The organism is Methyloversatilis sp., assembly GCF_030696805.1.
GTDB lineage: Bacteria > Pseudomonadota > Gammaproteobacteria > Burkholderiales > Rhodocyclaceae > Methyloversatilis.
On record NZ_JAUYRO010000041.1, the window covers coordinates 78273 to 104026 of the forward strand.

Genomic DNA, 25754 nt, shown 5'->3' on the forward strand with positions numbered 1-25754 from the left:
TCAGATCACTTCGAGTTCGGCATTCAGGGCGCCGGCGGCCTTGATGGCCTGCAGGATGGCCAGCAGGTCCTGCGGCGTGGCGCCCAGGGCGTTGAGCGCACGCACCACGTCGACCAGCTTGGGGGCATTGGGCAGCTGGATCAGCATGCCGGGCTCCTGGCGGACTTCGATGGTGGCCTGCTCGGTGACCACGGTCTGACCGCCCGACAGCGGGCCGGGCTGGCTGATCACCGGCCTGGAGGTGATGCTGATGGAGAGATTGCCGTGGGCGATCGCACAGGGGCCCAGGGTGACCGCCTGGTTGAGCACGATGGAGCCGGTGCGCGAGTTGATCACCACCTTGGCCGCGGGCACCGAGGATTCCAGCGGCAGCTCTTCCATCTCGGCGATGAAGCTGATGCGGTCGTTCGCGTCGGTCGGGGCGCGCACGTCCACCGTGCGGCCGTCCAGGGCGCGGGCCACGCCGTCACCGAAACGAGTGTTGATGGCCGCGGCCACCCGGCGCGCGGTCTGGAAGTCACTGGCCTCCAGGCCGAGCTTGAAGCTGGTGCCTTCGAGCAGCGGGGTGGGCACGGCGCGCTCGATCTGGGCGCCAGAGGGGATGCGGCCGGCGCTCAGGTGGTTGATCTGCACGCGGCTGCCGCCGGCGGAGGCGCCGGCACCGGCCACGACCAGGCTGCCCTGGGCCAGCGCGTAGACCTGGCCGTCGGCGCCGCGCAGCGGGGTGGAAATCAGGGTGCCGCCCTTGAGTGATTTGGCGTTGCCCAGCGAGGAGACGGTCACGTCCATGCTCTGGCCGGGGCGCGCGAAGGCGGGCAGCTGCGCCGTCACCAGCACGGCGGCCACGTTCTTGAGCTGCAGTCGCGTGGCCAGCTCCGGCGAGAGGGCGATGCCCATCTGCTGCAGGTAGTTGTTCAGCGTCTGCGTGGTGTAGGGCATCTGCGTCGTCTGGTCGCCGGTGCCGTCCAGGCCGATCACCAGGCCGAAGCCGGTCAGCTGGTTGCTGCGCACGCCTTCGATGGCGGCCACTTCCTTGATGCGGCTGGCCAGCGCGGGTTGGGCGACGAGCAGGCACAGGCCCAGCAGCGCTGCGCCTTGGCGCAGGGCGGTGAACAGGGTACGGGGAAGGCCGGTGGTCATGATGAAAGGCTCAAGTTCTGGCGGGAAAAGTCGAAACAAGCGATAACTGATTCTGTAAGCGCTCAGAACGGTGAAATGTTGAAAAAGAACCGGGTTAACCAGCCTACTGTTTGCGCTTCATGTTGCGGGCCACGGCCCTTGGACTCCACGCGCACATTGGCCACGGCGCTGGAGTTGACGATGCTGCCCGGCAGGATGGCCAGCGGATCCACCGTGCCGGTGAAACGCAGCACGTCCACGTTGTGGTTCAGCCCGATCTGTTTTTCCCCGGTGACGACCAGGTGCCCGTTGGGCAGCACCTCGGCCACGGTGGTGGTGATCGAGCCCGAGAAGGTGTTGGCCGCTTCGGTGCCGCCCTTGCCCGAGAAGTCGGCCTCGCTGGCCGCGCCGATGCGGAAGTTGTTCTCGGCGACGGTGCCGGGGAACTTCATGCCCGGTACGGCGGTGATGCTGCCGTCGATGCTGCTGCTTCGGTTGGCCGTGGAGCTGGACTTCTGGCTGGCCGTGACGTTCTCGACGATGCGCACCGTCAGCGTGTCGCCCACCTGGCGCGCGCGCCGGTCCTCGAAGCTGGGGCGGTAGCTGGCGTTCTGGAACAGGCTGCCGGTGGCCGGGCGTGTGGCAGGCTGCACGGCGGCCTGCGCCACGCGCGGCGCGGCGAAGTCCACATTGGCCGGCTTGGGCATGGAGGAGCAGCCTGCGAGCCAGAGCGCGCCGACCATGAGTGCGTAGTGTTTCATCACAGTTGTCCCAGTTTCTGCAGCATCTGGTCCGAGGTCTGGATGGCCTTGGAGTTCATCTCGTAGGCGCGCTGGGTCTGGATCATGGTCACCAGCTCCTGCACCACGTTGACGTTGGAGGTTTCCAGAAAGCCCTGCATGAGCTGGCCCAGGCCGTTGGCGCCGGGCGTGCCGGTGTTGGGCTGGCCCGAGGCCGCGGTCTCGGCAAAGAGGTTCTGGCCGCGCGGCTCCAGGCCGGCGGGGTTGATGAAGCTTGCCAGGGCAATCGTGCCGATGGGCTGGGGCGCCACGTTGCCCGGGATGTTGGCCGTGACGTTGCCGTCGGCCGAGATCGAGACATTGGTGGCGTTGGCCGGCACCGTGATGCCGTTGGCCACAGGCAGGCCGTTGGAGGTGACGATCTGGCCCTGCGAGTTCACCTGGAAGGCGCCGTCGCGGGAGTAGTTGATCGTGCCGTCGGGCATGGTGATCTGGAAGAAGCCGTTGCCCTGGATGGCCACGTCCAGGTTGTTGCCCGACTGCTGCAGGCTGCCCTGGGTGAAGGAGCGGCTGGTGGCCACGGTGCGCACGCCCAGGCCCACCTGCAGGCCGGTGGGCAGCTGCGACTGCTCGGAGGTGCTGGAGCCGGCCTGGCGCAGGTTCTGGTACATCAGGTCCTCGAACACGGCGTGCGCACGCTTGAAGCCGTTGGTGGACGAGTTGGCCAGGTTGTTGGAGATCACGTCCAGCTGCATCTGCTGGGCTTCCATGCCGGTCTTGGCGATCCACAGGGAATTGAACATGGTGGCTTCCTAGGTGTGAGAGTGGGGGCGCATCAGCCCTGCAGGCTGAGCAGCTGGCCGGCGGAGCGGTCGTTGGATTCGGCGCTCTGCATCAGGCGCATCTGCACCTCGAACTGACGGGCGGTCTGGATCATGCCGACCATGGTCTCCACCGCGTTCACGTTGGAGCCTTCGAGCACGCCGGTCATCATGCGGGCGTTGGCATCGTTGGGCAGCGGGTTGCCCGAGACCGGGCGGAACAGGCCGTCGTTGCCGCGCTTGAGCGGGTCGTCGGCGGTGGGCGTGGCCAGCTTGAGTCGGCCCACCACGGTCGAAGGCTGGTTGCCGGTCTTGGCGCTGATGGTGCCGTCAAACCCCAGGCTGACCACCGAGTCCCGCGGCAGCTCGATCGGCCCGCCGCCGTCGGACAGCACGGGCAGGCCGTTGCCGGTCTGCAGCACGCCGGCGGGGGAGATTTCGAAACCGCCACTGCGCGTGTAGCCCTCGGTGCCGTCCAGGCCCTGCACGGCGAACCAGTTGTTGCCCGTGGGCATGGCGTCCAGATCGCGGCCGGTGCGCATGGCCGGGCCGGGCGCCTCGCGATGGCCGGCCGTGGCCTCCAGCGCGAACACGCGGGTGGTGGCACCGTCGCCGCGCAGGGGCACGGCGCGGTAGGTCGAGAGCTCGGCGCGAAAGCCGTTGGTCGAGACGTTGGCCAGGTTGTTCGAGAGCACCGACTGCCGGTGCGCGGCCGCGTTGGCCCCGGTCATGGCGGTGTAGATCAGGCGGTCCATGGCGAATCTCCGTCAGTGGGCGCTTAGCGCAGGTTCACCAGGGTCTGCATCACCTGGTCTTGCGTCTTGATGGTCTGGGCGTTGGCCTGGTAGGCACGCTGCGCGGTCATCATGTTGACGAGCTCGGCGGTCAGGTCCACGTTGGAGTCCTCCAGGGCGCCGGCGCGAGTGACGCCGAACTTGCCCTGGCCCGGCTGGCCCAGCAGGGGCTGGCCCGAGGTGAAGGTCTCGATCCAGTTGTTGCCGCCCACGGGGGCCAGGCCCTGCACGTTGCGGAAGTCGGCCAGGGCCACCATGCCGGCAGCCTGTGACTCCCCGTTGGAGTAGCGCGCCGTGATCACGCCCGTCTCGGAGATGGACAGGCTCACGAAAGAGCCGGAGGTATAGCCATCCTGGCTCAGGTTGGTCACGCCGAAGGCCGCAGCGAACTGGGTGATCCCGGAGACGTCCAGCGTCGCCGAGATGTCGGGGGTGGTCGGAGACGGTGTGGCGATCGTCACCGTCGGGTTGGTCGCCGGTGCGTACAGCGAGCCGGTGGAGTCGAAGCGCAACTGGAACAGCACCGTGCCGGCGGAGTCGCGCACATCCCAGTTGTCCAGCGCCGGCGCCGGGGCGGCGGCTGCCGTGGAGGCGGCGCGCGTGAAGTTCACGCCAAAGGCGATGGGGCTGCCCTGCGTGTCGAAGACGGTGAGCGCCGTGCCGTAGGTGGTGCGCGGCGGGGTATCGGTGCCGGCGTTGTAGACGCGGGTGTCGCTCGCGTCGAGGTTGAGTTCAGCGGTGATGCTGGTGGTCGCCTGCGCGGCCACGGGCGCGCCGGTGGGCAGCACCAGCGCACCCGGGGTCGTGCTGGTGGCCACGCCGGCGGTGTCGGTGGGGTAGCCCCTCAGGCTCGCACCGGTGTTGGTGATGATGGAGCCGTTGTTGTCCAGCTTGAAATTGCCTGCGCGCGAGTAGGCGATGGAGCCGTCGGCCAGCTCCAGCTGGAAGAAGCCCGCGCCGTTGATGGCGAGATCCAGCGCGTTGCCGGTGATCGTGAGATTGCCCTGGCTGAACTGCTGTGCGACCGCATCGATGGCCACGCCCAGCCCTGCCGCATTCGTGCTGGTCCCTGGACCGACGGACGATGCCACCAGCGAGGTGAACTCCGCGCGCGAGTTCTTGAAGCCGGTGGTGTTGACGTTGGCGATGTTGTTGCCCACCACGTCCAGGTTCTTGCTGGAGGCGTTGAGGCCCGAGAGGCCAGTCTGGAATCCCATGATGTTTTCCTTCGGTTAATTAGAGAACGGCGGAGATGCCCGTGTAGGGCACGCGCTTGCCGCTGTCGAGGTCCAGCGTGAGCTGGCCGTCGACCAGACCCACCGCCTGAACCCTTTCGGTGCTGTAAGGTGTCGCCGCCACGCCCTGTTGGCCATTGACGGCAGTGACGCGGTAGTTCAGGTTCGGGTAGTTGCTGTAGGCCGAGGCATCCCAGCTGAAGGAGTGGCGGCCCGGGGCCATCGCGCCCGAGTTCACCGTGCCCAGCACGTCGCCCGTGGGCGACAGGATCTCGACCTTCACCGCGCTGGCGCTGCCGCCCAGGTCGAAGGCCGACCCCACCAGGCCGCTGTTGACGTCCCGCGTGAGGCCATTGCCGGGCACCAGCACGTCGTGTCCGATCAGGTTGGCTGCCTGCAAGGTCTGCATGGCTCCGAACTGGCCGGTCAGGCCGGTGAGCGTATCGTTGACCTGCTGGATGCCGCTGACCGTGTTGATCTGCGCCATCTGGCTGGTCATCTGCGCGTTGTCCATGGGATTGAGCGGATCCTGGTTGTTGATCTGCGCGACCAGCAGCTTGAGGAAACGGTCCTGCATTTCGGTGCTCGTGGTCGCGCCAGAGCCGCCCTTGGTGGCGGACGGCGTCGTGGTGCTGTTGCTGATGGAGCTGATCATGGGGTGCTCGCTTTCACTGGCCGATCTGCAGCGTCTTGAGCAGCAGGGACTTGGCGGTGTTCATGACTTCGACGTTGTTCTGGTAGGAGCGCGACGCGGAAATCATGTTGACCATCTCCTCCACCGGGTTCACGTTGGAGTGGCTCACATAGCCCTGCGCGTCGGCCGAGGGGTGGGTCGGCTCGAACACACGGCGCCCCGGTGTCTGGTCTTCCTTGACGCTGCTGACCTTCACGCCGGCCGAGGACGGGGAGTCCATCAGCACGGTCTCGAAAGTCACCTGGCGGGCCTTGTAGGTCTGGCCGTCGGGGCCGGCCACGGCGTCGGCATTGGCCAGGTTGCTGGCCACCACGTTGAGGCGCTGCGACTGCGCGCTGATCGCGCTGCCTGAAACGCCGAAGATGGAAAACATGGACATGATGGTGTTCCTTGGCCGGTGGCGGCTTACTGGCCCTGGATCGCGCTCAAGATCGTGCGCGAACTGCCGTTAATGAAACGCAGGGTGGATTCGTAGCGCACCGCGTTGTCGACGAACTTGCCGCGCTCGCGGTCCAGGTCCACGGAGTTGTTGTCCATGGCCGGCTGGGTCTGCGCGGCGTAGCCCAGGCTGGAGCCCAGGGTGCCGCTGCCGCCGCTGAGCGGGATGTGGCGCGGATTGGCCGCCGCGGTGGCCGGCTGGGCGCTGCCGGCCAGATCCTTGCCGGCCAGGGCCTGGCTCATGGCCGATTGGAAATTGAGGTCACGGGCCACGTAGCCAGGGGTGTCGGCATTGGCGATGTTGCTGGCAATCGTGCGCTGGCGTTCGGCGCGCGCCACCAGGGCCTTCCCGTGGAAGTCCAGTGAACTGGTCAGTCGATCGAACATATGACACCTCTGCTTTTCGGTGGGGCTGCCTATAGCGGACGGCTGGCAGGACCCCGTGCGGAAATTATGGAAAGAACTTTAATTTCCGAGCCGCTGAAATAAGGGGGGAAAGCTGCGCTTTTGCCGGGTTTGCGCTTCGCCCCTGTTCCTATAGTCGGCAATGTGGGTGGAGTCCTGAGCCTTTTTTTGTAACACCCAGCGACACGGCTCAGGCAGGAGGTGCAGTTCATGACAACAGGACAGAGAACAGAAAAGAGGCGCACGGCTGGCTGGCCGGGCGCTTTGCTGCTGGCCGCCTTTATGTGCCTGCCGCTGCCGGGCCTGGCCCAGGCGGTGAGCAGCGAGGCCCAGTTGCCGGCGCTGGCGCAAGCCTGGCTGGACCAGACGCTGGCGACCCAGGCCGTGCGGGACGGCCTGCCCGTGCGCCTGGAAGCTAGCTTGGGCGCGCTCGACAGCCGCCTGAGCCTGTCGCCCTGCGCCCGCGTCGAAGCCTATCTGCCGCCGGGCAGCCGCCTGTGGGGCAGCAGCCGTATTGGTCTGCGCTGCCTGGACGGCGCCCGCCGCTGGAATGTTTCCATGCCGGTGACCGTCAAGGCCACCGGTCCGGCCTGGGTGCTGCGCCGTGACCTGGCGCCCGGCCAGCAGCTCGAAGCGGGCGACCTGATGCAGGCCGAAGTGGAGTGGACGGCCGAAGCCAGCCCGGTGCTGAGCGGCCGTGAGGCCTGGGCCGGCCAGGTGGCCAGCCGGGCCCTGGGCGCTGGCCAGACCCTGCGCCAGAACATGGTGCGCGCGGCCCAGGTCTTCCAGGCCGGCGCCCAGGTGCGGGTGCTGGTGCAGGGCGGCGGTTTCCAGATCAGCGCCCAAGGCCAGGCCCTGTCGCCCGGCGTGGTTGGCCAGCCGGCAAGGGTTAAAACCGATAGTGGGCGCGTGCTTTCAGTCACGGTTCTGGATGCCCGGACCGTGCAGGTTGAGCTCTGAGGCCGCCGATTGCAGGAAAAACGAAGAAAAACCTAAAGTCAGTCATGATGCTGCCGATACCCAACGTACGGGGCTTTTTGTCCCCTCTTGGTGGATAGCCCTATCCGCCGCAGCATTGGAGAACGCCATGAAAGTAGGTCAACCGGCAGACATGCCCAAAGTTTCGACACCGCCGGCCGCGGCGTCTGGCGCGGCTGCACCTGCGAAAAAGGAAGCCGCCGCCACGGCCGCCAGCTCCGCCAACTCGGCTGGCGTGGCGGTGACGGTCTCGACCTCGGTGCGCAGCCTGGAGCAGGCCAACCGCGGCGAGGCGGCTGACGTCAATACCGAGAAAGTCAACGCGGTGCGCCAGGCCATCGAAGACGGCACCTATGTCGTCAATGCCGAGGCCATCGCTGACAAATTGCTGTCCAACGCCCAGGAAATGCTGAACCGCACGCAGAACTGAGCACCCCACGGAGTAACCCATGCTGCCCGCCGAGATTGAAAAACCGCTTGCCCTGATCGAATTGCAGTGCGAGGCCGTGGCGGCCGCCGTGGCCAGCGGCGAGCCCCAGGCGCTGGAAAGCGCCAGCAATGCGCTGCGCCAGGCTGCGGTGGACTTTGCCGGTTTCATGGAAAGCCAGGGCGGTGCCCAGCAGGCCGGCCCCGAACTGCGCGGGCGCCTGAAGAAGCTGGCCACCCAACTCACCATCCAGCGCGAGAACCTGATCCGCCGCAGCGTGGTCGTGGAGCGCGCCCTGCACGCCATGGTGCCCGCCACCCGCAAGAACACCTATGCGGCGCCGGCCGGCCGCGCCAGCGGCTACAAGGCTTTCTCGGCCTGAGCGCACAACGCTTCCAACACAAAGGCTGCCGCGGGCAGCCTTTTTTGTTTCCGATGGAAACCTTGCGGGGTTTCACGGTTTGTTATGAGCGCGGCCCTGCGCTATATTGGCCCGAATTCTTCAAACAAAACAAGCACTTAGCTTGCAGCAAGGGAGGCGCGAAGATGAACGTCCGTCCATGTTATTCCGCACTTTTGCGGTCGATGTCACGTTAGACGGCACTACATGACCTCGCCTACCTCGTCGCGGTTTGAGAAGTACGCTGGAGCCCTCGTTGTGCTCTTGCTAGCTTCGTATGCGCTGTACTGTGGAGTGACGGCTATCGTTACTGGCGAACTCAGTGGCACGGGGACACGGAGGAACAATTGGCACCATACTGGCCTGCAGGCTCAACTCGAGGGCGTATTCCTTGTGGCTGTTGGGGCAACGATCGCGCTCCTTCCCTTCGTTGATTTCGTGAAATCGCGGCTGCTGAGGGTCGTTCTCGTGCTCGATCTAATTCTGTTTTTTGTTGCCGCCCTCTTGTACAGGTCTCTATGAGAAGTCCGTTGTTGCTCGCAGTACGGGCGGTGCCGTCTAACAGATCGATCGAGAGTGGATCGCCTACGGCTCCCACTCATCTCAAACGTTAGACAGCACCACACGCCTATTCATCGCGATGTTCGTGTTCACTGTATTCATTACAGCTTTTGTGCTTATTGCGGCCTACAACATCCGTCTGTATCTGCGCACACGCGACAATCCTGGAGCCCTCCGCACTAAGATTGAGCGGGAATTCCGGGCCTACTCGGTTGCCTCACATGATGCGAAGTTTGCGTTTGTTGGCCTAACCGCTGAAGTAGTTAAGGAGGACGAGGAGGTAAGTACGGTCAATTACGCCATCGTCGCGATCAAGTCACGCCGAATAGCTCGCAATGAGAGCGGCGAATACTTTCTGTACGTGACAGACGGAACCGCCAAACCATTTTTCAAGCACATACCTCACTCGAACGCGAAGATCCTGCTGCGCGAAAAGTACACGGAGCCTCCCGATGCTGTCTAACATTTCACTCAACTCGGACCTTTCGCGACAAACCGCGAAAGGCCAGTTAGCTGTACGTTAACCGAACCCCAATGACAAAGGGCTGCATCATGCAGCCCTTTTATCTGGCGCATGCCGTATTCAATGCTGCCGCATCTTCGCCCGTAAGCGTGCAATCGACTGGCTGTGCAGCTGGCACACGCGCGATTCGGTGATGCCCAGCACGGCGGCGATTTCCTTGAGGTTCATGTCCTGCTCGTAGTACATGCTCATGATGTACTGCTCGCGCTCGGGCAGGTGCTTGATGGCCTCGGTCAGCGCGCTGCGGATGCGCTGGTTGCGCAGCAGCTGCAGCGGGTCGGAGTCGCCGTCGACCATGTGGCGGTCGAGGAAGGTGTCATCGCCTTCGCCGCTGCCGGTCATGTCTTCCAGGTACACCAGCTGCGTGCCCTTGACCTTGTAGAGCAGGGCCTGGTATTCGGCCAGTTCCATGCCCAGCTCGGCGGCGATCTCGGATTCGCTGGCCGAGCGGCCCAGCTTGTGCTCCAGACGGGTGAGGGCGACCTCAATCTCTTTCTGGCTCTTGCGCGAGCCGCGGCTCATCCAGTCGTTCTCGCGCAGCTCGTCGATCATGGCGCCGCGGATGCGCTGGGTGGCAAAGGTTTCGAACTGCACGCCCTGGCTGGCCTCGAAACGGGTGAGCGCCTCCGACAGGCCGATGAGGCCGACCTGGATCAGGTCGTCGACCTGGATGCTGGGGGGCAGCTTGGCCATCATGTGGTGGGCCAGTCGGCGCACCAGCGGCGAGTACTGCCGGATCAGGGCGTCGCGGTCGAGCTGACCTTTGGCGGTGTACATCAGAGGCTCCTCGCGGCGCGCGGGGTGCGGCCGGCTGCCGGGGGGGGCGTCCAGCGCGGTGGCTGCAGCGCGTGTTCCAGGGTGCGCAGCGCCAGGCGCTGGACCTCCCCGGCTTGCTCGGGGCAGACGGTCAGGGCCGGCACCTCGCAGGCAAGGAAATCCCGGGCGCAGTCCTGCAGGTTCCTGCTGATGCTGTGCCCCGAGACGCGGGTAGCTAAATTGGCGTTGTCCATCACAGCCACGATGGTAGGCCTAAGTTTGCCCAGGTTCAACAACTGCTTGAGGGCGTGGTAAGCCGTCAGCAGCGCGGCGTCGCTGGTGGAGACCGGCAGCAGCGGCGACAGGCCGCTGCCCTGCAGGCAGCGCGCCAGCTCGTGCGCCGGGGCGTAGAGCAGGATCAGTTCGTAGCCGTGGAAGAGTTCGGCCAGCTGGCGCGCACGGTCGGCGCTGGCGGCGGCCGGCGGGCTGGACTGGGGCGTGCCCAGGGCGGTCAGGCCCAGCGCGGCCGGCACGATGGCCCAGTCGTCCGGGCCCTGGCCCAGGTGGCTCAGTTCATCGCTGTCGAGCAGCAATTGCTGCAGGCCGGGCTGGTCTTCGGTTTCGCGCACGTGCGCGTCCAGCACGGCCACCGGGTAACCCAGGGCCGTCCAGCTGGCGCACAGTTGCCAGAGCAGGGGCAGTTCGCTGCGGCGGTCGCCGTGGCTGGCCAGGGCGACGATGCGCGGCAGGTTCTCGGCCGCCAGGGCGCCCAGGCCGGCGGCCTGGTGGATCCCGGTGTCAAGCATGCAGACGTCCTTGTGCCATGGTGCTACCCGGCGCTGCGGGGTGGGCGAAGTACAGGCCCAGGTCGCTCATCTGCGGGTCGTGGGCGGACTTGCCGGCCGAGCGCATGGACTGGCGCACCAGCTGCGCGGCGTCGGCCCGCTCCCAGTCTTCGGGCACGCGCTGGCCAGTGCTCACGCCGCGCAGCACCAGGTGGTGGCGGATGAGGGTGTCCAGCGCGGGGCCGAGCTTGACGGCTTCGTCGGTCTTGGTCAGCACGGTCTGCTGCACGCCGCCGGCGCGGAAGGAGGCCACGGCCTCGTCCTGCGTGTCGCCGTGGCTGGCCGCGTTGAGCACCAGCAGACGTTTGATCTGCGGCAGCTCCAGCATGTCCAGCATGTCACGCTTGCGCGGGTCGCGCGGGGCCACGCCGGTGGTGTCGATCAGCACCAGCTTCTTGTTGCCCAGCAGGTTGAGCAGGTCCTGCAGCGCGGCGCGGTCGTGCGCCATGTGCGCCACCACGCCCAGCATGCGGCCGTAGGCGCGCAGCTGTTCGTGCGCGCCGATGCGGTAGCTGTCCAGGGTGATCAGGCCCACGCTGGCCGCACCGTGGGTGCGTGCGCAGGCGGCCGCCAGCTTGGCCGCGGTGGTGGTCTTGCCCACACCGGTGGCGCCCACCAGGGCGTAGACACCGCCCTCGTCGTGCAGGGCGCGTTCGCCGGCGTCGGTCTTGAGGTTGCGTTCCAGCACGTCCATCATCCAGCGCATGGCTTCGGTGGGGGCGGCATCGTCGGGCAGTTTTTCGAGCACGGCACGCGCCAGGCCGGGCGAGTAGCCGGCGCGGATCAGCTTGAGCGTGAGGTTGGCGCGGATCGGGTTCTGTTTGGCCTGGCCCAGCCAGGCCATGGTGCTGAAGCGCTCCTCGATCAGCTCCTTCATGGCATGCAGTTCGTTGACCAGGCCTTGCTGCGCGGCAGCGGCAGCGGCGGGCGCAGCGGCCGGTGCGGAGGCCCTGGGTGCAGGCAGCGGGGCCGGCGCGGCGGCGGCCTTGCGCGCCGGGGCCGCGGTTTCGCTGTCGGCCGGAATGATTTCGTAGACGGAGCGCGCCGGGGCGGCGGCGGGTGCGGCCTTGCCCTGCTGGGCCTCATGGCGGCGTTGCAGCATGCGTTCGCGCACATAGTCCTGGAAGGACAGGGTGCTCATGGCCAGCTGGGCGGCGTCATCCTCGACCGGGGTCTGGGCGTCGGCGCGTGGGGTTGCCACGGGCGTAGCGGCCGGTCTGGCGCGGGCTGGCACAGCGGCAGCCGCCGGTGTGGCGGCGGTCGTGGCGGTGGGGACGGTCTGGTCCAGCGCCGCCAGCGCGTCTTCGGTGGTGGCTACCACTTCAACGCCTTGCGGGGTCTGGCGGTTGGAGAGGATCAGCGTGCCTTCACCAAAGGCCATGCGGGCCTTGGCCAGGGCTTCGCGGGTGGTGGCAGCGTAAAAGCGTTGGATGTTCATGTCAGGGCACCTCGAAGGATCGGGCCGATGCGGATGGAATGGGTTTCAGGAATCTCGCTGTGCGCCAGCACCTGCATGCGCGGCGCGGTGCGGCGCACCAGGCGGGACATGGCATTGCGGATGGTGTCGGGCACCAGCAGGCAGGCCGGCACGCCGGTTTCTTCCTGCTTCATGGCCACGGTGGCGGCGTTGCGCGTGAGCATGTCCGCCACGCCGGGGTCCAGCGCGGGGCCGCCGGCATGGCCCAGGGCCTGCACCAGCAGGCGCTCCAGCGGCGGATCGATGGCGATGACGTTGAGTTCCTTGGCGGGGCCGTAGATCTGTTGCACGATGGCCGGCGAAAGCGCCACGCGCACGCGCTTGGCCAGTTCGGCGGGGTCGGTGGTGCTGGTGGCGTGCTCGGCGATGGTTTCGATGATGGTGCGGATGTCGCGGATGTGCACCGACTCCTCCAGCAGCAGCTGCAGGACTTTCTGGAACACGGCAATCGAGATCATCTTGGGGACCACTTCTTCGATCAGTTTCGGCGCCAGCCGGGCCACGTGTTCCACCAGTTGCTGGGTCTCGGTGCGGCTGAGCAGTTTGGCGGCGTGGACCTGCATCAAGTGTGACAAATGGGTGGCCATGACGGTCTCGGAATCAACGACCGTAAAGCCGGCCATTTGCGCCGCTTCCTTCTGGCGTTCGTCGATCCAGTGTGCGGGCAGGCCGAAGGCCGGGTCGGTGGTGGCGGTGCCGATCAGCGGGGTGGTGATGCCGCCCGGGTTGATGGCCAGGTACATGCCGGGGAAGGCCTCGCCGTCGCCGACCACCACACCGCGCAGGCTGATGCGGTAGCCGCTGGGCTTGAGCTCCAGGTTGTCGCGCACGTGCACGGGCGGGGGCAGGAAGCCCACTTCCTGCGCGAACTTGCGGCGCACGCCCTTGATGCGCGTGAGCAGGTCGCCCTGGCGGTTCTTGTCCACCAGCGTGATGAGGCGGTAGCCCAGTTCCAGGCCGAGCTGGTCCACGGGCTGCAGGTCGTCCCAGCTGGCTTCGCCATCGCTCGCAGGCGCCGCGGCGGCGGCAGCGACCTCCTCGGCAGGCTCGGGCTTGTTGGCGATCACCCAGGCAGCGTAGGCCATCAGCGCGGCGATGGAGAGGAACACGATGTTGGGCATGCCGGGGATCAGGCCCAGTACGCCCAGGATGCCGGCGGTGATGCCCAGCGCGCGCGGCGAGACGAACATCTGCGAGGCGATCTGGCGGCCCAGGTCCTGGTCCTTGCCCACGCGCGAGACCACCATGGCCGCCGAGACCGAGACCAGCAGACCGGGGATCTGCGCGACCAGCGCGTCGCCCACAGCCAGCAGGATGTAGCTGTCGGCGGCCTGGCCGGCGGAGAGGTTGTGCTGCAGCATGCCGATGGCAAAGCCGCCGATGATGTTGATGAAGAGGATCAGGATGCCGGCGATGGCGTCGCCGCGCACGAACTTGGAGGCACCGTCCATGGAGCCGAAGAAGTCGGCTTCTTCGCTGACTTCAGCGCGGCGGCGCTTGGCTTCCTTCTCGTCGATCATGCCGGCAGAGAGGTCGGCGTCCACGGCCATCTGCTTGCCGGGCATGGCGTCCAGGGCGAAGCGCGCCGACACTTCGGCAATACGCTCGGCGCCCTTGGTGACCACCATGAAGTTGATCACCACCAGGATGGCAAAGACGATCAGACCGACGGCGAAGTTGCCACCGATCAGGAAGTGGCCGAAGGCCTCGATCACCGCGCCGGCTGCGCCCGGGCCAGTGTGGCCTTCCATCAGTACCACACGGGTGGAGGCGACGTTGAGCGACAGACGCATCAGGGTGGTCAGCAGCAGCACGGCCGGGAAGGACGCGAAATCCAGCGGGCGCAGCATGTAGGCGGCCACCATCATCACCATCAGTGCCACGGCGATGTTGATGGTGAACAGGATGTCGAGCATCCAGGCCGGCAAGGGCAGCACCATCATGGCGAGGATGGCGACGACCAGCAGCGGCGCGGCGGCGCCCGAGAGCATGGCGGCGTGGCGGCCGAAACGGCCTTGCAGGGTCTGGAAGAGCAGGTTCATGCGGCGCTCGGTTTCGGTTGGGCCGGGTTCGGCGTCTTGGGCTGCAGGGGATCAAGTCCGGGGGGGACGGGCGGCTGGGGCGGCTCGCCCGGCATCGGGCCTTCGCCGCGCATCGCGGCGCGCAGGCGGTAGATGTAGGCCAGCACCTGGGCCACCGCGGTGTACAGGCTGGAGGGGATGTCCTGGTCCAGCTCGGCGTGCGCGTAAAGCGCACGCGCCAGCCCCGGCGACTGCAGCACCGGCACCTCGTGCGCCTTGGCGATGTCGCGGATCTTCATCGCCAGCAGGTCGGCACCCTTGGAGACCACGCGCGGCGCGCTCATGGTCTTCTCGTCGTATCGAATGGCCACGGCGTAGTGCGTGGGGTTCATGAGGATGAAGTCAGCCTTGGGCACGGCCTTGATGCTGCCGCGCTGGGCGATCTCGCGCGCCTTGTTGAGCCGGTGGCCCTTCATCTGCGGATTGCCCTCGGACTCCTTGTGCTCGTCGCGCATTTCCTTGAGCGACATCTTGAGCTCGGACTTGTGCAGGAAATTCTGCAGCGGCAGATCCACCATCGCCACCAGCAGGATGACCGTGAGCAGCAGGCCGGTGCCGGTGAGCAGCCAATCGAACATGCTGGCCAGCGCGCCCACGGAAGGCTGCATGATCAGGGCTGCGACCGAGGGCAGGGTGGAGTGGATGAAGGCCGCCGCCAGCGCCAGGACGAAGACCATGATGAAGGTGGTCTTGGCGACCTCGGCCAGCTTCTTCTTGGAAACCAGACCCTTGAGGCCGGCCAGGGGGCTCAGGCGCGTGAGGTCCGGCATGATGGGCTTGAGGCTGAGCACCCAGCCACCCGAGGCCAGGGTGCTGAGCACGGCGACCGTGGTCACGATGAGCGCGAAGACGACGCAGCCGAGCAGGCCGGTGAGCGCCATGACCTGCAGGCGATCGAGCATGCTGTCCGGCTGCTGGACCACCGCCGCGTCGAAGGTGAGCTGACGGCCCAGCGCCAGCTTGAGTTCGCCGTACATGTAGGGGGCCAGGAACAGCAGGGTGATGGCGCCGCCGCCGAGCACGGCGAGGTGACCGATGTCTTGTGAACGCCCGACCTGGCCGTCTTCACGCGCGCGCTGCAGCTTGCGCGGCGAGGCGGGTAAATTGCGGTCCTGACTGCTGGAATCCATGGTGGCGCGAAGCTGAAGTTCACGCCATTGTCGTCAAGGGGTGCCGCAACTAAAGGCCGAAAAGACCGGCCTTTCCACCCTTGATCTTGAGGGGGCTTTTAACGCCAGGGCACCCGCGGAACTGGCTTTGCCAGGCCGCTGGGTGCGCCCCCCTCCCGCCGAAGGCGAGAAAGGGGCTGAGGGCTGCGGCTCCAAGCCTGCCTGCGCAGGCTTGGACAGCCCGAAGAGCTACGGCCTCTGGCCGTCAGCACCGAGCGGCGTAGCCGCTCAGGGGGTTAAAAACCTAAACTGGCCAGCAGGTCGTCGACCTGGGACTGGCTGGTGACCACCTCACCGGACTTGCCGTCATCCACCACCGGGCCGGACAGCACCACGTTGTCCACCCCGATCGCGGCAACGCCGGACGAGGGTGCGCTCACGCGGGACTGCAGCTCGGGTGGGGCGGTCTGGATCAGCAGCTCGACCAGCTGGTCCTCGATGACGGTGGCCAGGTTCACCACGCGGGCGATCACCTGCCCGGTCAGGTCATGGAAGTCCTGCGCCATCATGATCTCGGTCAGGTGCTGGTCGACCTCGCCATTGGCTTTTTCCAGGTCGGTCAGGAAATTCATGATGTGGCCCTTGGCCACGGCGGCCACCGGGTCGGCCACCAGCAGGGCAATCATGTGCCGGGTCTGGGCGCCGATGTGATCGTGCTGGGTCTTGGCCTGGTCGACGCGGTTGAGCACCTTTTCGGCGGCTTCGCCGGTCAGGCGGGCGATGTAGGACAGGCGCGAGCGGGCATCAGGCAGTTCGCCGGCCGTGCCTTGCAGCTTGTCGGCCAGTCCGAGTTCCTGCAGGGCGTCGTGCAGCTGACGGGTCAGCTGGCCAATCTTGTTGTGGACGTCCGGGGCAGCGTCCGGGGAAGTGGCATCCCCGGCGTTGTGGGCAGAGGCGCTATGTTCCATGGTTCAGGCGAGCCCCGCTTTTTTGAGGATGTGGATCACCTTTTCTTCCAGGGTGGCCTTGGTGAAGGGCTTGACGATGTAGCCGGCCGCACCCTGCTGGGCGGCCAGCACGATGTCTTCCTTGCGGGCTTCGGCCGTCACCATCAGCACCGGGATGTGCTTGAGCTTTTCGTCCTTCTTGATCTCGGCCAGCAACTGGAAGCCGTTCATGTTCGGCATATTGATGTCGCTGACGACGAAGTCAAAGTTGCTGGCGCGCAGCTTCTGCAGCGCCACGACGCCGTCCTCGGCTTCGTCGGCATCGGCAAAGCCGCTTTCCTTGAGCAGGTTGCGCACGATGCGCCGCATGGTGGAGAAGTCGTCGACAACCAGGAATCGGGGGTTGGCCATGGCCTAGCCTTTCTGTTTTATTGGGGCTGCTGTATCGGCAGATTATCGCAAGTCCGGGCGATGACCACATCTTTCGGGTGCTTTGCCACGGGATTCATTGTGCCTGCCTGACGGGCGCTGGCGCAGCGCCCGGGGCAGCCGGCGCTTCGGTGGGCGGGGCCGCGGCCTCGGGCTCCGCCAGCACCGGCACCCGGCTCGTGCCCAGCAGGCGCTCCTCCGCTTCGCGGGTCAGGACCATGATGCTGATACGCCGGTTCACCGGCGACTGGGGCTGGTCCGGCTCGAGCAGCACGCTGGAGGCCAGGCCCGTCACGCGGATGAGCTTGTCCTCGGGCATGCCGGCGAGCACCAGTTCGCGGCGCGAGGCGTTGGCCCGGTCGGCCGAGAGCTCCCAGTTGCTGTAGCCCTGCAGGCCGCCGGTGAAGGCCGTCTGGTCGGTGTGGCCGTCCAGGCTGATGCGGTTCTCCACGCCGCCCAGGGCGGTGCCGATCTCGCGCAGGATCTCGCGCATATAAGGCTGAACCATGGCGCTGCCGCTGGTGAACATGGGGCGGCCCTGCTCGTCGACAATCTGGATCTGCAAGCCGTCCGGCGTGGTCTCCAGCCGGATCTGGTTGCTGTACTGGGCCAGCTTCTTGTTATTGGAGATCGCGGCGCTGATCTTGGCGCTCAGGGCGGCCAGGCGTTTGGCATCCTGCTGGGCCGCTTCGGCGCGAGCCAGCTCCTGGGCGCGCCGCTTCTTGAGCGGGTCGGCGCTCTCGCCCTTGTGCTGTTGGCCGACCTGCTGCGTCAGGTCGGCGCCGCCGCCGGGCAGCACGGTGGGGCTGGCGCCGGCACCGGTGCCGCCCGTCATGGCCACCTTGAGCGGCGAGGCGAAATAGTCGGACAGGCCCTTGAGGTCGCCCGTGGAGGTCGAGCCCAGCAGCCACATCAGCAGGAAGAAGGCCATCATGGCGGTCACGAAGTCGGCGTAGGCGATCTTCCAGGCACCGCCATGCACGGCGTGACCGGCCTTCTTGACCTTCTTGACGATGATGGGCTGGAGCTTTTTGGCGTCGGAGGCCATATCGGGCGTCTCTCAGGTCCGCGTCACTTCTTGCCGCGCACGTGGCTCTCGAGTTCGGTAAAGGTCGGGCGTTCGGTCGAGAACAGCACCTTGCGGCCGAACTCGATGGCTGTGGAGGGGTTGTAGCCCTGCATGCTGGCCAGCAGCGTGGACTTGATGCACTCCAGTTCCTTGGAGCCGTCGGCGGCCTTCTGTTCCAGCAGGCCGCCCAGCGGCTCCACCACGGCATAGGCCAGCAGAATGCCCAGGAAGGTGCCGACCAGGGCCGAGGCGATCATGCCGCCCAGCACAGCCGGCGGCTGGCCCACCGAACCCATGGTGTTGACCACGCCCAGCACGGCGGCCACGATGCCGAAGGCCGGCAGCGCGCCGGCCAGCCGGGCAATGGCGGCGATGGGGGCGTGTGTTTCCTGATGGTGGGTCTCGATTTCGTTGTCCATCAGCGACTCGATCTCGTGCGCGTTGAGGTTGCCCGAGACCATCATGCGCAGGTAGTCGGTGGTGAACTCGACCACGTGGTGGTCGTTGCCCACCACGGGGTACTTCTGGAAGATCGGTGATTCGTGCGGGTTCTCGACGTCCTTCTCGATCGCCATCAGCCCTTCCTTGCGGGCCTTCTGCAGGATGTCGTAGAGCATGGCCATCAGCTCCATGTAACGCGCTTTGGTGTACTTGGAGCTCTTGAGCGCCTGCGGGATCATGGCGATGGTGGCCTTGAGCACCTTGGGCTGGTTGTTCACCACGAAGGCGCCGAGCGCGGCGCCAAAGATGGTGGTGAGCTCGAAGGGCAAGGCCTTGAGAATCACATTGATGTTGCCGCCGTGCAGGATGTACACCCCGAAGATGCACACCATGGCGACGACATAACCAATGATAACTAGCATGTTGTTACAGGGTCAGTATGGAGTGGGCGGGTGCGGGTGCTTATGGTCTGTGCCGGACCATTCTAGGGGAAAGGTCGGGTGACGCGCTACGAAAAAAAGGGGGCCAATCGGCCCCCTTTTCACGGAAATGACGGTTTGTTCTGGCGCCTCAGTGCAGCAGGATGCCGCCCGCCGCGCTGCCTTTGCCGGCGCGTGCCGGCGGCTCGCACAGGCCGCAGACGTAATGGCGGGAGTTTTCGTAGGGTTCGGACACAAAATGCCCGCTGCACTTGGAACACTTGGTCATGGCCAGCATGCTGTTGTCCACGAACTTGACCAGGCGCCAGGCGCGTGTCACCGACAGCAGCGGCTCCATCTCCAGGGTGACCATCTGCTCGTTGTAGAGGCGGAAGGCCTTCATCACGGCCTCGATATCCTCCAGGCTGCTGGTCTTGCTCAGGTACTCGTAGATATTGAGAAAGAGCGAGGCATGGATGTTGGGCTGCCAGGTCAGGAACCAGTCGGTCGAGAAGGGCAGTTGGCCCTTGGAGGGCGACTTGCCGGCCACTTCCTTGTACAGGCGCAGCAGGCGCTCGTAGGACAGGCTGGTCTCGCTCTCCAACACCTGCAGCCGGGCGCCCAGCTTGATCAGGGCGACGGCGCGCTCGATCTCGCGCGATTCATTGAGGACGCTTTTGCCGGTGGCCATGGTGCGTGCTCCGGGTTCAGGTGGCTTCGGCGAAACGGCCGGCCATCAGGATGCTGGCATGCAGGCGGGTGGTGGCGTCGTTGTCCACCTTGCGCGCGGCCTGGTTGGCCAGCAGGCTCCACACCACCTCGTCGTCCATGCGGAAACGGCACAGCAGCATGCTGCTGGAGGCGATCTTGGAGATCTGCGCGGGGGAGAGGGCAGCCATCAGGTCGGCCGATTCCTCCGAGATCCCCAGGCGGAACTGCGCTTCGGCCTTGTCCTTGCGGATCAGGTTCTGCGCCAGCATCAGATAGGTGAGGTTGGTTTCACGGATCTCGGCGGTCATCTGTTCGTCGGTCATCTGGGTCTCCTTTACGGCGCAATTCAAAGGTTTCGCGTTGGGGTTGATTCTGAACACCGGTCGCGAAACTTGAATCAGCCGACGGCTGTCTGTGCTGAGAGGTAATGCGTACAGGCTTGTAGGGGGAAATCCTACAAACAGGGTAAAAAGGGAATGCCATGAAATAAGACGCGAACACCGGGCAATTCCTGTTTTCCGGCGGGGCGGGCTGCCTTATTCTGTGCGCCTATATATAGAGTTACAGCCACTTTCAAGCGACGCACCATGAAAGCAGTCATCCTGGCCGGCGGCCTGGGCACCCGGATTTCCGAGGAAACCCACCTCAAGCCCAAACCGATGATCGAGATCGGGGGCAAGCCCATCCTGTGGCACATCATGAAGATCTACAGCGCTCACGGCGTCAACGACTTCGTGATCTGCTGTGGTTACCGGGGTTACGTGATCAAGGAATACTTCGCCAACTATTTCCTGCACACCTCGGACATCACCTTCGACATGGGCAACAACCGCATGGAAGTGCATCGGCGCCACGCCGAACCCTGGCGCGTGACCGTGGTCGATACGGGTGAGGAGACCATGACCGGTGGACGTCTCAAGCGCGTGGCCGACTACGTGGCCGAGGATGAGGACTTCTGTTTCACCTACGGCGACGGCGTGGCCGACGTCAACATCAGCGAAGCCATCCGCTTTCACCGGGCCCATGGCAAGCTGGCCACCGTGACCGCCGTGCAGCCACCAGGTCGCTACGGCGCGCTGCAGATGCAGGGCGACAGCGTCAACGGTTTCGCCGAGAAACCGCGGGGCGATGGCGGCCTGATCAACGGCGGCTTTTTCGTGCTCTCGCCGCGCTGCATCGCCCGCATTGCCGGCGACGCCACCAGCTGGGAAGTTGAGCCCCTGAGTGGCCTGGCGGCCGATGGCGAGTTGAAGGCATACACCCATCAGGGCTTCTGGCAGCCCATGGACACCCTGCGCGAGAAGAACCTGCTCGAAACCCTCTGGGCTTCGGGGCAGGCGCCCTGGAAGGTCTGGTGATGACGCAGGTGCATGCCGGCCGGCCCGATGCCGCCTTCTGGCGCGGCAAGCGCGTGCTGCTGACTGGCCACACCGGCTTCAAGGGCGCCTGGCTGGCACTGTGGCTGCAGCGCCTGGGCGCGCAGCTCACGGGCCTGGCGCTGGCGCCGGCTACCGAACCCAATCTCTTCGAGCTCGCCGGCCTGGCCGCGGACATGGACCACCGCCTGGCCGACATCCGCGATGCAGCGGCAGTGGCGCGGGTGGTGCAGGAGACCCGGCCCGAGATCGTGCTGCACCTGGCCGCCCAGGCCCTGGTGCGAGAGAGCTACCGCGACCCGGTGGCCACCTACGCCACCAACGTCATGGGCACGGTGCACCTGCTGGACGCGCTGCGCCAGCACCCCGGCACGCGCGTGGCCGTGCTGGTGACGACCGACAAGGTCTATCGCAACCACGAGTGGCAGCACCCTTACCGCGAGAACGATGAGCTGGGCGGGCACGATCCCTACAGCGCCAGCAAGGCGGCCAGCGAAATCGCCATCAGCAGCTATCGCGATGCTTTTCTGTCGGCCCAGGGCCTGGCCCTGGCGAGCGCGCGCGCCGGCAACGTGATCGGTGGCGGTGACTGGGCGGCCGATCGTCTGCTGCCGGATGCCGTACGCGCCTGGCAGCTTGGCCAGACACTCCCGATTCGCCGGCCGCAGGCCACGCGCCCCTGGCAGCATGTGCTGGAGCCGCTGGCCGGCTACCTCTGCCTGGCGCAGGCCCTGTGGCAGGACCCGGCGCTCGCCGGCGCCTGGAACTTCGGCCCCCACGCGCACGAACGCGCCACGGTGCGGCAGGTGGTGGAACTGGCACGCGCGGCCTGGGGTGGTGGCGCGGTGCATTACGAGAACGAGCCGACCGGCCCGCACGAGGCGGGCTGGCTCGCGCTGGACACCTCGAAGGCGCAGGCGCAACTGGCGCTGCAGCCGCGCTGGCCCCTGGCGCCGACGGTGCAGCGGACCCTGGGTTGGTACCGGGCCCAAGGGGACGGTGGCGACGCCCGAGCCCTGTGCCTGGCTGACATCGAAGCCTGGGAAAGGGCCGCATGAGCAACCTGACGGTGATCGACCTGCCCCTGGATGGGCTCAAGCGTGTGCAACGCCAGCGCCTGGTGGATGAGCGCGGCGTGTTTGCGCGCCTCTTCTGTGCCGGGGAACTGGCGGACGCCGGCTGGACGGTACCGGTGGCCCAGATCAATCACAGCCTCACGCGCGCGCGTGGCACGGTGCGCGGCCTTCATTACCAGCGTGCCCCCCATGCCGAGATGAAGCTGGTGAGCTGTGTGCGCGGCGAGGTCTGGGACGTGGCCGTGGATCTGCGCACCGACTCGCCGACCTTTCTGCAGTGGCACGCGCAATTCCTGAGTGCGGCCGATGGCGCAGCGATACTGATCCCGCCGGGCTTTGCCCATGGATTCCAGACGCTGAGCGACGAGGCTGAACTCGTCTATTGCCATTCCGCCGCCTACGCGCCAGCCGCCGAGGCTGGCCTGCACGCGCGCGATGCGAGATTGGCGATCCCCTGGCCGTTGCCGGTGCAGGGTCTGTCGCCGCGCGATGCCGGCTTTGCCTGGCTGACACCGAATTTCGGGGGAGTGACTTCGTGAAGTGCCGCCACTGCGGAAATGAATTGCGCCGGCCTTTCCTGGACCTGGGCAGCGCCCCGCCGTCCAACGCCTATCTGAAGCCGCAGGACCTGCAGGCACCCGAGACCTGGTACCCGCTGCGTCTGCTGGTCTGCGAGACCTGCTGGCTGGTGCAGACCGAAGACCACGCCGGGCGCGAGCAGCTCTTCAGCGACGACTACGCTTACTTCAGCTCTTTCTCCACGTCCTGGCTGGCACACGCCCAGGCCTATGTGCTGGCCATGCGCACGCGTTACGGCCTGGCGGCTGGCAGCTGCGTGGTGGAGGTGGCGGCCAACGACGGTTACCTGCTGCAGTACGTGCAGCAGGCCGGGGTGCCCTGCTACGGTATCGAGCCCACGGCCAGTACGGCCGCAGCAGCGCGCGCCAAGGGCATCGAGATTGTCGAGCGCTTCTTCGGCGTGGCGCTGGCGCGCGAGCTCGCCGCCCAGGGCCGGCAGGCCGACCTGATGGCGGCCAACAATGTGCTGGCCCACGTGCCCGACATCAATGATTTCGTGGCCGGTTTTGCCCTGCTGCTCAAACCCCAAGGGGTGGCCACCTTCGAATTCCCGCACCTGCTGCGGATGGTGCAGGAGTGCCAGTTCGACACGGCCTACCACGAGCACTACTCCTACCTGTCACTCACCGCGGTGCAGCGCATCTTCGCGGCCAACGGCCTGCAGGTCTTTGACGTGGAGGAACTGCCCACGCACGGCGGCAGCCTGCGTGTGCATGCCCAGCGCAGCGATGGCGGACGCCAGCCCGTGGGGGCGGCCGTGCCGGACTTGCTGGCGCGCGAGCAGGCCGCGGGGATGACGGCGCCGGGCTTCTACGCCGGCTTCCAGCGCGAGGCCGAGCGCGTCAAGCGCGAACTGCTGGAATTCCTGCTGCAGGCGCAGCGCGAGGGACTGACCGTGGGCGCCTATGGCGCAGCCGCCAAGGGCAACACCCTGCTGAACTTTGCCGGCGTGCGGCCGGACCTGCTGCACTATGTGGTGGACCTGAACCCGGCCAAGCAGGGCAGGTACATGCCCGGCAGCCGCATCCCCATCGTTTCGGAAGACCATCTGCGCCAGCACCGGCCGGACCGGGTGTTGATCCTGCCGTGGAATCTGCGCGCAGAAATCACCACCCAACTGGCCTACGTCCGCGACTGGGGCGGCCGTTTCGTGACGGCCGTTCCGCGGCTGACGCTGGACTGAAATCCCGGTTTCCGGCGGGACGGCTCAGGCCGTGCGGCGCAGGAACCCGTCGGGTGCCACCGTGACCTGCAGCTTGTGCGGGATGGTGGTGTCGATCTCGAAGTTCTTGTTCCCGCTCAGGTATTCGTAGACGGCCGTCTTGGGGTTGTCGCCCGGCGACCACGGACGGTCGGGGAAGAGATCGCTCGGCATGTCCTCGACAAAGGTGTCGAACACCACGCAGTAGCAGCCCACGCTGGTCAGGGGTGCATAGGCCTGCAGTTCGGCCAGCACGTGGGCGTGGGTGTGGTTGGAGTCCAGGCAGACCATGACACGCTGGTGCTTGCGCGCAATGGCTTGCACCTGGGCAATGACTTCGGGCGAGATGCTCGAGCCCTGGATCATCTCGATTTTGTGGGCCATGGGGTGGGCTTCGATGGCCGCGCGGTTGTGCGCGCGGATGTCGATGTCCAGGCCCAGCACCTTGCGCTGGCTGGCCTTCGGGTCCAGCACGCTGCCGCCCTGCACCGCATCGCAATAGTCCAGCATGGCCAGCAGTGAGGCGCTGAGCACCAGCGAGCCGCCGTGCGCGATGCCGGTTTCGATGATCAGGTCAGGCCGTGTGCTCCAGACCAGTTCCTGCATGGCGACCATGTCCTGCGGGTACTGGATGATGGGGCGCCCCAGCCAGTCGAAGTTGTAGACGTACTTGCGTCGCATCGACGCTTCCAGCCAGGCTTGTGACTGGGCCGTGAAGGGGGCATCCTGGGGGTAGCCGGCCACCTGGGCGCGACGTTCCTGGGCGAATTGTTCGGTCGGGTTGCTGGACATGGGTCACCAAGCGGTTCAGGAAAGGGAGGCCTGCGCGGGCAGGACGGACAGGACGGGACGGGGCACAAACGCGAACTCCGTGCGGATGCGGGAGATGTCAATGGGGACAAAGCTGACGGTGGGCGCACCGGGCGCCACGTCCACGCGGCAGCCGGTCTGCCGCTGCAGTTGTCCGGTCCATTGTTCATGGCGCGTCTGCAGACCGCTGGCCACGTTGTACAGGCGCTCGCGGCCCTGCCTGGCGATGCGCGGCAGCAAGTCGGCCACGTCGTCGATATGGATGTAGTCCTTGGCCGAATCCGGCGAAGTCTGCAGCAGGATGCGGCCGCCACGCGCTTCGCGCAGCAGGCTGGGCACGAAGTTGGCCGAGTCGGCGTCCTCGCCCCCGACCACATTGGACAGGCGTGCCACACGCACGCCGGCGCGTCCGCCATGCAGGCACAGTGACTCGCCCATGAGCTTGGACAGGTTGTAGAGATCGGACGGATCCTGCGGCTGCACGCCCAGGTCTGCGTCCTCGCGGCCCAGGGCCGCGCGCGCGTAGACGCGGGTCGACGACAGGTAGAGCAGCGAGGAGAAGTCCGCGCGCTGCAGCAATTCGGCCAGCAGGGCCACATGGGCCTGCACGGTGTCAAAGGGGCGCTGGCGGAAATCCGCCGTCAGGCCGATGGCGTAGATCACCTGGCCCAGCGGTCGCTGGTACAGACCGGGGTCGCCGCGCTGCGGCGTGTCGACCATCTGGCCCTGCGCGCGCAGGTGTGCCGTCAGGTGCCGGCCGATGACGCCGCTGGCGCCCAGCACGGTCCAGTTCATTGCCGCTCCCCCACCACGCGCAGGGGCTGGCCAGCATAGACCGTGTAGGCGGCCAGTTCGCCACGCACGATGCTGCCGGCACCCACCACGCAACCGCGGCGCAGCACGGCGCCGTCGAGCAGCACGCAGTTGGCGCCGATCCAGACGTCGTCCTCGATCAGGATGCCGCCCTTGCCGGGCAGGAAACCCTGTTCGCGGATCAGGCGGTGTTTGTCCTGGTAGGCGTGGTTCACCGGGGCGAAGGTGCAGTTGGCGGCAATCGCCACATGGTGGCCGATGCGGATGCCCTGGCCCGTGTAGAGCACGCAGCCCGAGTTGATGATCACGTGCTCGCCGATGATCAGGTCTCCCGAGCCACCCGCTGGCTTGACCTTGACGAAGCTGTCGATGACAGAGTGCGCACCCACGGCAATGCGGCTGCCGCGCACCGAATCTTCGATGTCGGCCAGGGGGGAGATGCGGGCGCTGGGGTCGATCTGGAGCATGGCGGACGGAACG

The 25754-nt window shown here is 66.4% G+C and carries 30 protein-coding genes; 8 read left to right on the forward strand and 22 right to left on the reverse strand.

What is annotated here, in order from left to right; translation table 11 throughout:
* From Q8R75_RS07115 to flgB, 8 genes are all read right to left on the reverse strand, one after another.
* On the reverse strand, window positions 1–1140 hold the full coding sequence (locus tag Q8R75_RS07115) for a flagellar basal body P-ring protein FlgI (RefSeq protein WP_305663570.1): 1140 nt from the start codon (window positions 1138–1140) through the stop codon (window positions 1–3).
* A gap of 62 nt (window positions 1141–1202) precedes the next feature.
* On the reverse strand, window positions 1203–1880 hold the full coding sequence (locus Q8R75_RS07120; protein WP_305663571.1) for a flagellar basal body L-ring protein FlgH: 678 nt from the start codon (window positions 1878–1880) through the stop codon (window positions 1203–1205).
* A complete protein-coding gene (gene flgG / locus Q8R75_RS07125) occupies window positions 1880–2662 on the reverse strand; it encodes a flagellar basal-body rod protein FlgG (RefSeq protein WP_305663572.1) in 783 nt (260 codons plus the stop codon). The genes Q8R75_RS07120 and flgG overlap by 1 nt, the downstream gene beginning before the upstream one ends.
* A gap of 32 nt (window positions 2663–2694) precedes the next feature.
* A complete protein-coding gene (locus Q8R75_RS07130) occupies window positions 2695–3435 on the reverse strand; it encodes a flagellar basal body rod protein FlgF (RefSeq protein ID WP_305663573.1) in 741 nt (246 codons plus the stop codon).
* Window positions 3436–3458: 23 nt separating this feature from the next.
* Window positions 3459–4691 (reverse strand): flagellar hook protein FlgE, encoded by a 1233-nt coding sequence (gene flgE, locus Q8R75_RS07135; RefSeq protein ID WP_305663574.1) that lies wholly within the window; start codon window positions 4689–4691, stop codon window positions 3459–3461.
* A gap of 19 nt (window positions 4692–4710) precedes the next feature.
* Entirely contained in the window at window positions 4711–5364 is a 654-nt protein-coding gene (locus tag Q8R75_RS07140) for a flagellar hook capping FlgD N-terminal domain-containing protein (RefSeq protein ID WP_305663575.1), read from the reverse strand.
* A gap of 13 nt (window positions 5365–5377) precedes the next feature.
* Window positions 5378–5782 carry a flagellar basal body rod protein FlgC gene (gene flgC, locus Q8R75_RS07145; protein ID WP_305663576.1) on the reverse strand — a complete coding sequence of 135 codons (405 nt, stop codon included), beginning with the start codon at window positions 5780–5782 and terminating at the stop codon, window positions 5378–5380.
* 26 nt (window positions 5783–5808) lie between these two features.
* Complete coding sequence (gene flgB, locus Q8R75_RS07150; RefSeq protein WP_305663577.1) at window positions 5809–6228, reverse strand: flagellar basal body rod protein FlgB; 420 nt, start codon at window positions 6226–6228, stop codon at window positions 5809–5811.
* A gap of 228 nt (window positions 6229–6456) precedes the next feature.
* Between flgB and flgA the strand changes: the two genes are divergently transcribed.
* From flgA to Q8R75_RS07170, 4 genes are all read left to right on the forward strand, one after another.
* Complete coding sequence (flgA, locus tag Q8R75_RS07155; RefSeq protein ID WP_305663578.1) at window positions 6457–7206, forward strand: flagellar basal body P-ring formation chaperone FlgA; 750 nt, start codon at window positions 6457–6459, stop codon at window positions 7204–7206.
* Window positions 7196–7654 (forward strand): flagellar biosynthesis anti-sigma factor FlgM, encoded by a 459-nt coding sequence (flgM, locus tag Q8R75_RS07160; protein WP_305663579.1) that lies wholly within the window; start codon window positions 7196–7198, stop codon window positions 7652–7654. Before flgA ends, flgM begins: the two co-directional genes overlap by 11 nt.
* Before the next feature lie 19 nt (window positions 7655–7673).
* Window positions 7674–8033: a hypothetical protein gene (locus tag Q8R75_RS07165; protein ID WP_305663580.1), complete on the forward strand. Its 360-nt coding sequence runs from the start codon at window positions 7674–7676 to the stop codon at window positions 8031–8033.
* 664 nt (window positions 8034–8697) lie between these two features.
* Window positions 8698–9075 (forward strand): hypothetical protein, encoded by a 378-nt coding sequence (locus tag Q8R75_RS07170; RefSeq protein ID WP_305663581.1) that lies wholly within the window; start codon window positions 8698–8700, stop codon window positions 9073–9075.
* Between the two features lie 120 nt (window positions 9076–9195).
* Here Q8R75_RS07170 and Q8R75_RS07175 read toward each other — a convergent pair whose 3' ends face one another.
* From Q8R75_RS07175 to flhD, 11 genes are all read right to left on the reverse strand, one after another.
* Window positions 9196–9912 (reverse strand): RNA polymerase sigma factor FliA, encoded by a 717-nt coding sequence (locus Q8R75_RS07175; protein WP_305663582.1) that lies wholly within the window; start codon window positions 9910–9912, stop codon window positions 9196–9198.
* The gene (locus Q8R75_RS07180) at window positions 9912–10697 is read right to left on the reverse strand and encodes a hypothetical protein (protein ID WP_305663583.1); all 786 of its coding nucleotides are present in this window, start codon (window positions 10695–10697) and stop codon (window positions 9912–9914) included. The genes Q8R75_RS07175 and Q8R75_RS07180 overlap by 1 nt, the downstream gene beginning before the upstream one ends.
* Window positions 10690–12174 carry a flagellar biosynthesis protein FlhF gene (gene flhF / locus Q8R75_RS07185; RefSeq protein WP_305663584.1) on the reverse strand — a complete coding sequence of 495 codons (1485 nt, stop codon included), beginning with the start codon at window positions 12172–12174 and terminating at the stop codon, window positions 10690–10692. Before flhF ends, Q8R75_RS07180 begins: the two co-directional genes overlap by 8 nt.
* Complete coding sequence (gene flhA, locus Q8R75_RS07190) at window positions 12171–14255, reverse strand: flagellar biosynthesis protein FlhA (RefSeq protein ID WP_305663585.1); 2085 nt, start codon at window positions 14253–14255, stop codon at window positions 12171–12173. The genes flhF and flhA overlap by 4 nt, the downstream gene beginning before the upstream one ends.
* Window positions 14252–15424, reverse strand: coding sequence for an EscU/YscU/HrcU family type III secretion system export apparatus switch protein (locus tag Q8R75_RS07195; RefSeq protein ID WP_305663586.1), 1173 nt, complete (start codon window positions 15422–15424; stop codon window positions 14252–14254). Before Q8R75_RS07195 ends, flhA begins: the two co-directional genes overlap by 4 nt.
* Window positions 15425–15699: 275 nt before the next feature.
* On the reverse strand, window positions 15700–16371 hold the full coding sequence (locus Q8R75_RS07200) for a protein phosphatase CheZ (protein ID WP_305663587.1): 672 nt from the start codon (window positions 16369–16371) through the stop codon (window positions 15700–15702).
* A gap of 3 nt (window positions 16372–16374) precedes the next feature.
* Window positions 16375–16761 (reverse strand): chemotaxis response regulator CheY, encoded by a 387-nt coding sequence (gene cheY, locus Q8R75_RS07205; RefSeq protein WP_305663588.1) that lies wholly within the window; start codon window positions 16759–16761, stop codon window positions 16375–16377.
* 94 nt (window positions 16762–16855) lie between these two features.
* Window positions 16856–17827, reverse strand: a complete 972-nt coding sequence (motB, locus tag Q8R75_RS07210; RefSeq protein WP_305663589.1) for a flagellar motor protein MotB — start codon at window positions 17825–17827, stop codon at window positions 16856–16858.
* 23 nt (window positions 17828–17850) lie between these two features.
* Window positions 17851–18711, reverse strand: a complete 861-nt coding sequence (gene motA, locus Q8R75_RS07215) for a flagellar motor stator protein MotA (protein ID WP_305663590.1) — start codon at window positions 18709–18711, stop codon at window positions 17851–17853.
* A gap of 148 nt (window positions 18712–18859) precedes the next feature.
* The gene (gene flhC, locus Q8R75_RS07220) at window positions 18860–19399 is read right to left on the reverse strand and encodes a flagellar transcriptional regulator FlhC (RefSeq protein WP_305663591.1); all 540 of its coding nucleotides are present in this window, start codon (window positions 19397–19399) and stop codon (window positions 18860–18862) included.
* Window positions 19400–19415: 16 nt separating this feature from the next.
* The gene (flhD, locus tag Q8R75_RS07225; protein ID WP_305663592.1) at window positions 19416–19742 is read right to left on the reverse strand and encodes a flagellar transcriptional regulator FlhD; all 327 of its coding nucleotides are present in this window, start codon (window positions 19740–19742) and stop codon (window positions 19416–19418) included.
* 264 nt (window positions 19743–20006) lie between these two features.
* Here flhD and rfbF point away from each other — a divergent pair, with 264 nt between their 5' ends.
* From rfbF to Q8R75_RS07245, 4 genes are read left to right on the forward strand one after another with little or no spacing between them, the layout of a single operon-like run.
* On the forward strand, window positions 20007–20777 hold the full coding sequence (gene rfbF / locus Q8R75_RS07230; protein ID WP_305663593.1) for a glucose-1-phosphate cytidylyltransferase: 771 nt from the start codon (window positions 20007–20009) through the stop codon (window positions 20775–20777).
* The gene (gene rfbG / locus Q8R75_RS07235; RefSeq protein WP_305663626.1) at window positions 20777–21853 is read left to right on the forward strand and encodes a CDP-glucose 4,6-dehydratase; all 1077 of its coding nucleotides are present in this window, start codon (window positions 20777–20779) and stop codon (window positions 21851–21853) included. The genes rfbF and rfbG overlap by 1 nt, the downstream gene beginning before the upstream one ends.
* The gene (locus Q8R75_RS07240) at window positions 21850–22410 is read left to right on the forward strand and encodes a dTDP-4-dehydrorhamnose 3,5-epimerase family protein (RefSeq protein WP_305663594.1); all 561 of its coding nucleotides are present in this window, start codon (window positions 21850–21852) and stop codon (window positions 22408–22410) included. Before rfbG ends, Q8R75_RS07240 begins: the two co-directional genes overlap by 4 nt.
* Window positions 22407–23633, forward strand: coding sequence for a class I SAM-dependent methyltransferase (locus Q8R75_RS07245; protein ID WP_305663595.1), 1227 nt, complete (start codon window positions 22407–22409; stop codon window positions 23631–23633). Before Q8R75_RS07240 ends, Q8R75_RS07245 begins: the two co-directional genes overlap by 4 nt.
* Before the next feature lie 24 nt (window positions 23634–23657).
* On the opposite strand, the gene Q8R75_RS07250 is transcribed toward Q8R75_RS07245, so the two are convergent.
* Genes Q8R75_RS07250 through Q8R75_RS07260 form a run of 3 tightly spaced genes read right to left on the reverse strand, consistent with a single transcriptional unit; the run spans window position 23658 to window position 25741 of the window.
* Window positions 23658–24443, reverse strand: coding sequence for a cephalosporin hydroxylase family protein (locus Q8R75_RS07250; protein WP_305663596.1), 786 nt, complete (start codon window positions 24441–24443; stop codon window positions 23658–23660).
* A 15-nt stretch (window positions 24444–24458) separates the two neighbouring features.
* A complete protein-coding gene (locus Q8R75_RS07255; RefSeq protein WP_305663597.1) occupies window positions 24459–25256 on the reverse strand; it encodes an NAD-dependent epimerase/dehydratase family protein in 798 nt (265 codons plus the stop codon).
* The gene (locus tag Q8R75_RS07260; protein WP_305663598.1) at window positions 25253–25741 is read right to left on the reverse strand and encodes an acyltransferase; all 489 of its coding nucleotides are present in this window, start codon (window positions 25739–25741) and stop codon (window positions 25253–25255) included. The genes Q8R75_RS07255 and Q8R75_RS07260 overlap by 4 nt, the downstream gene beginning before the upstream one ends.
* Window positions 25742–25754: the final 13 nt, after the last annotated feature.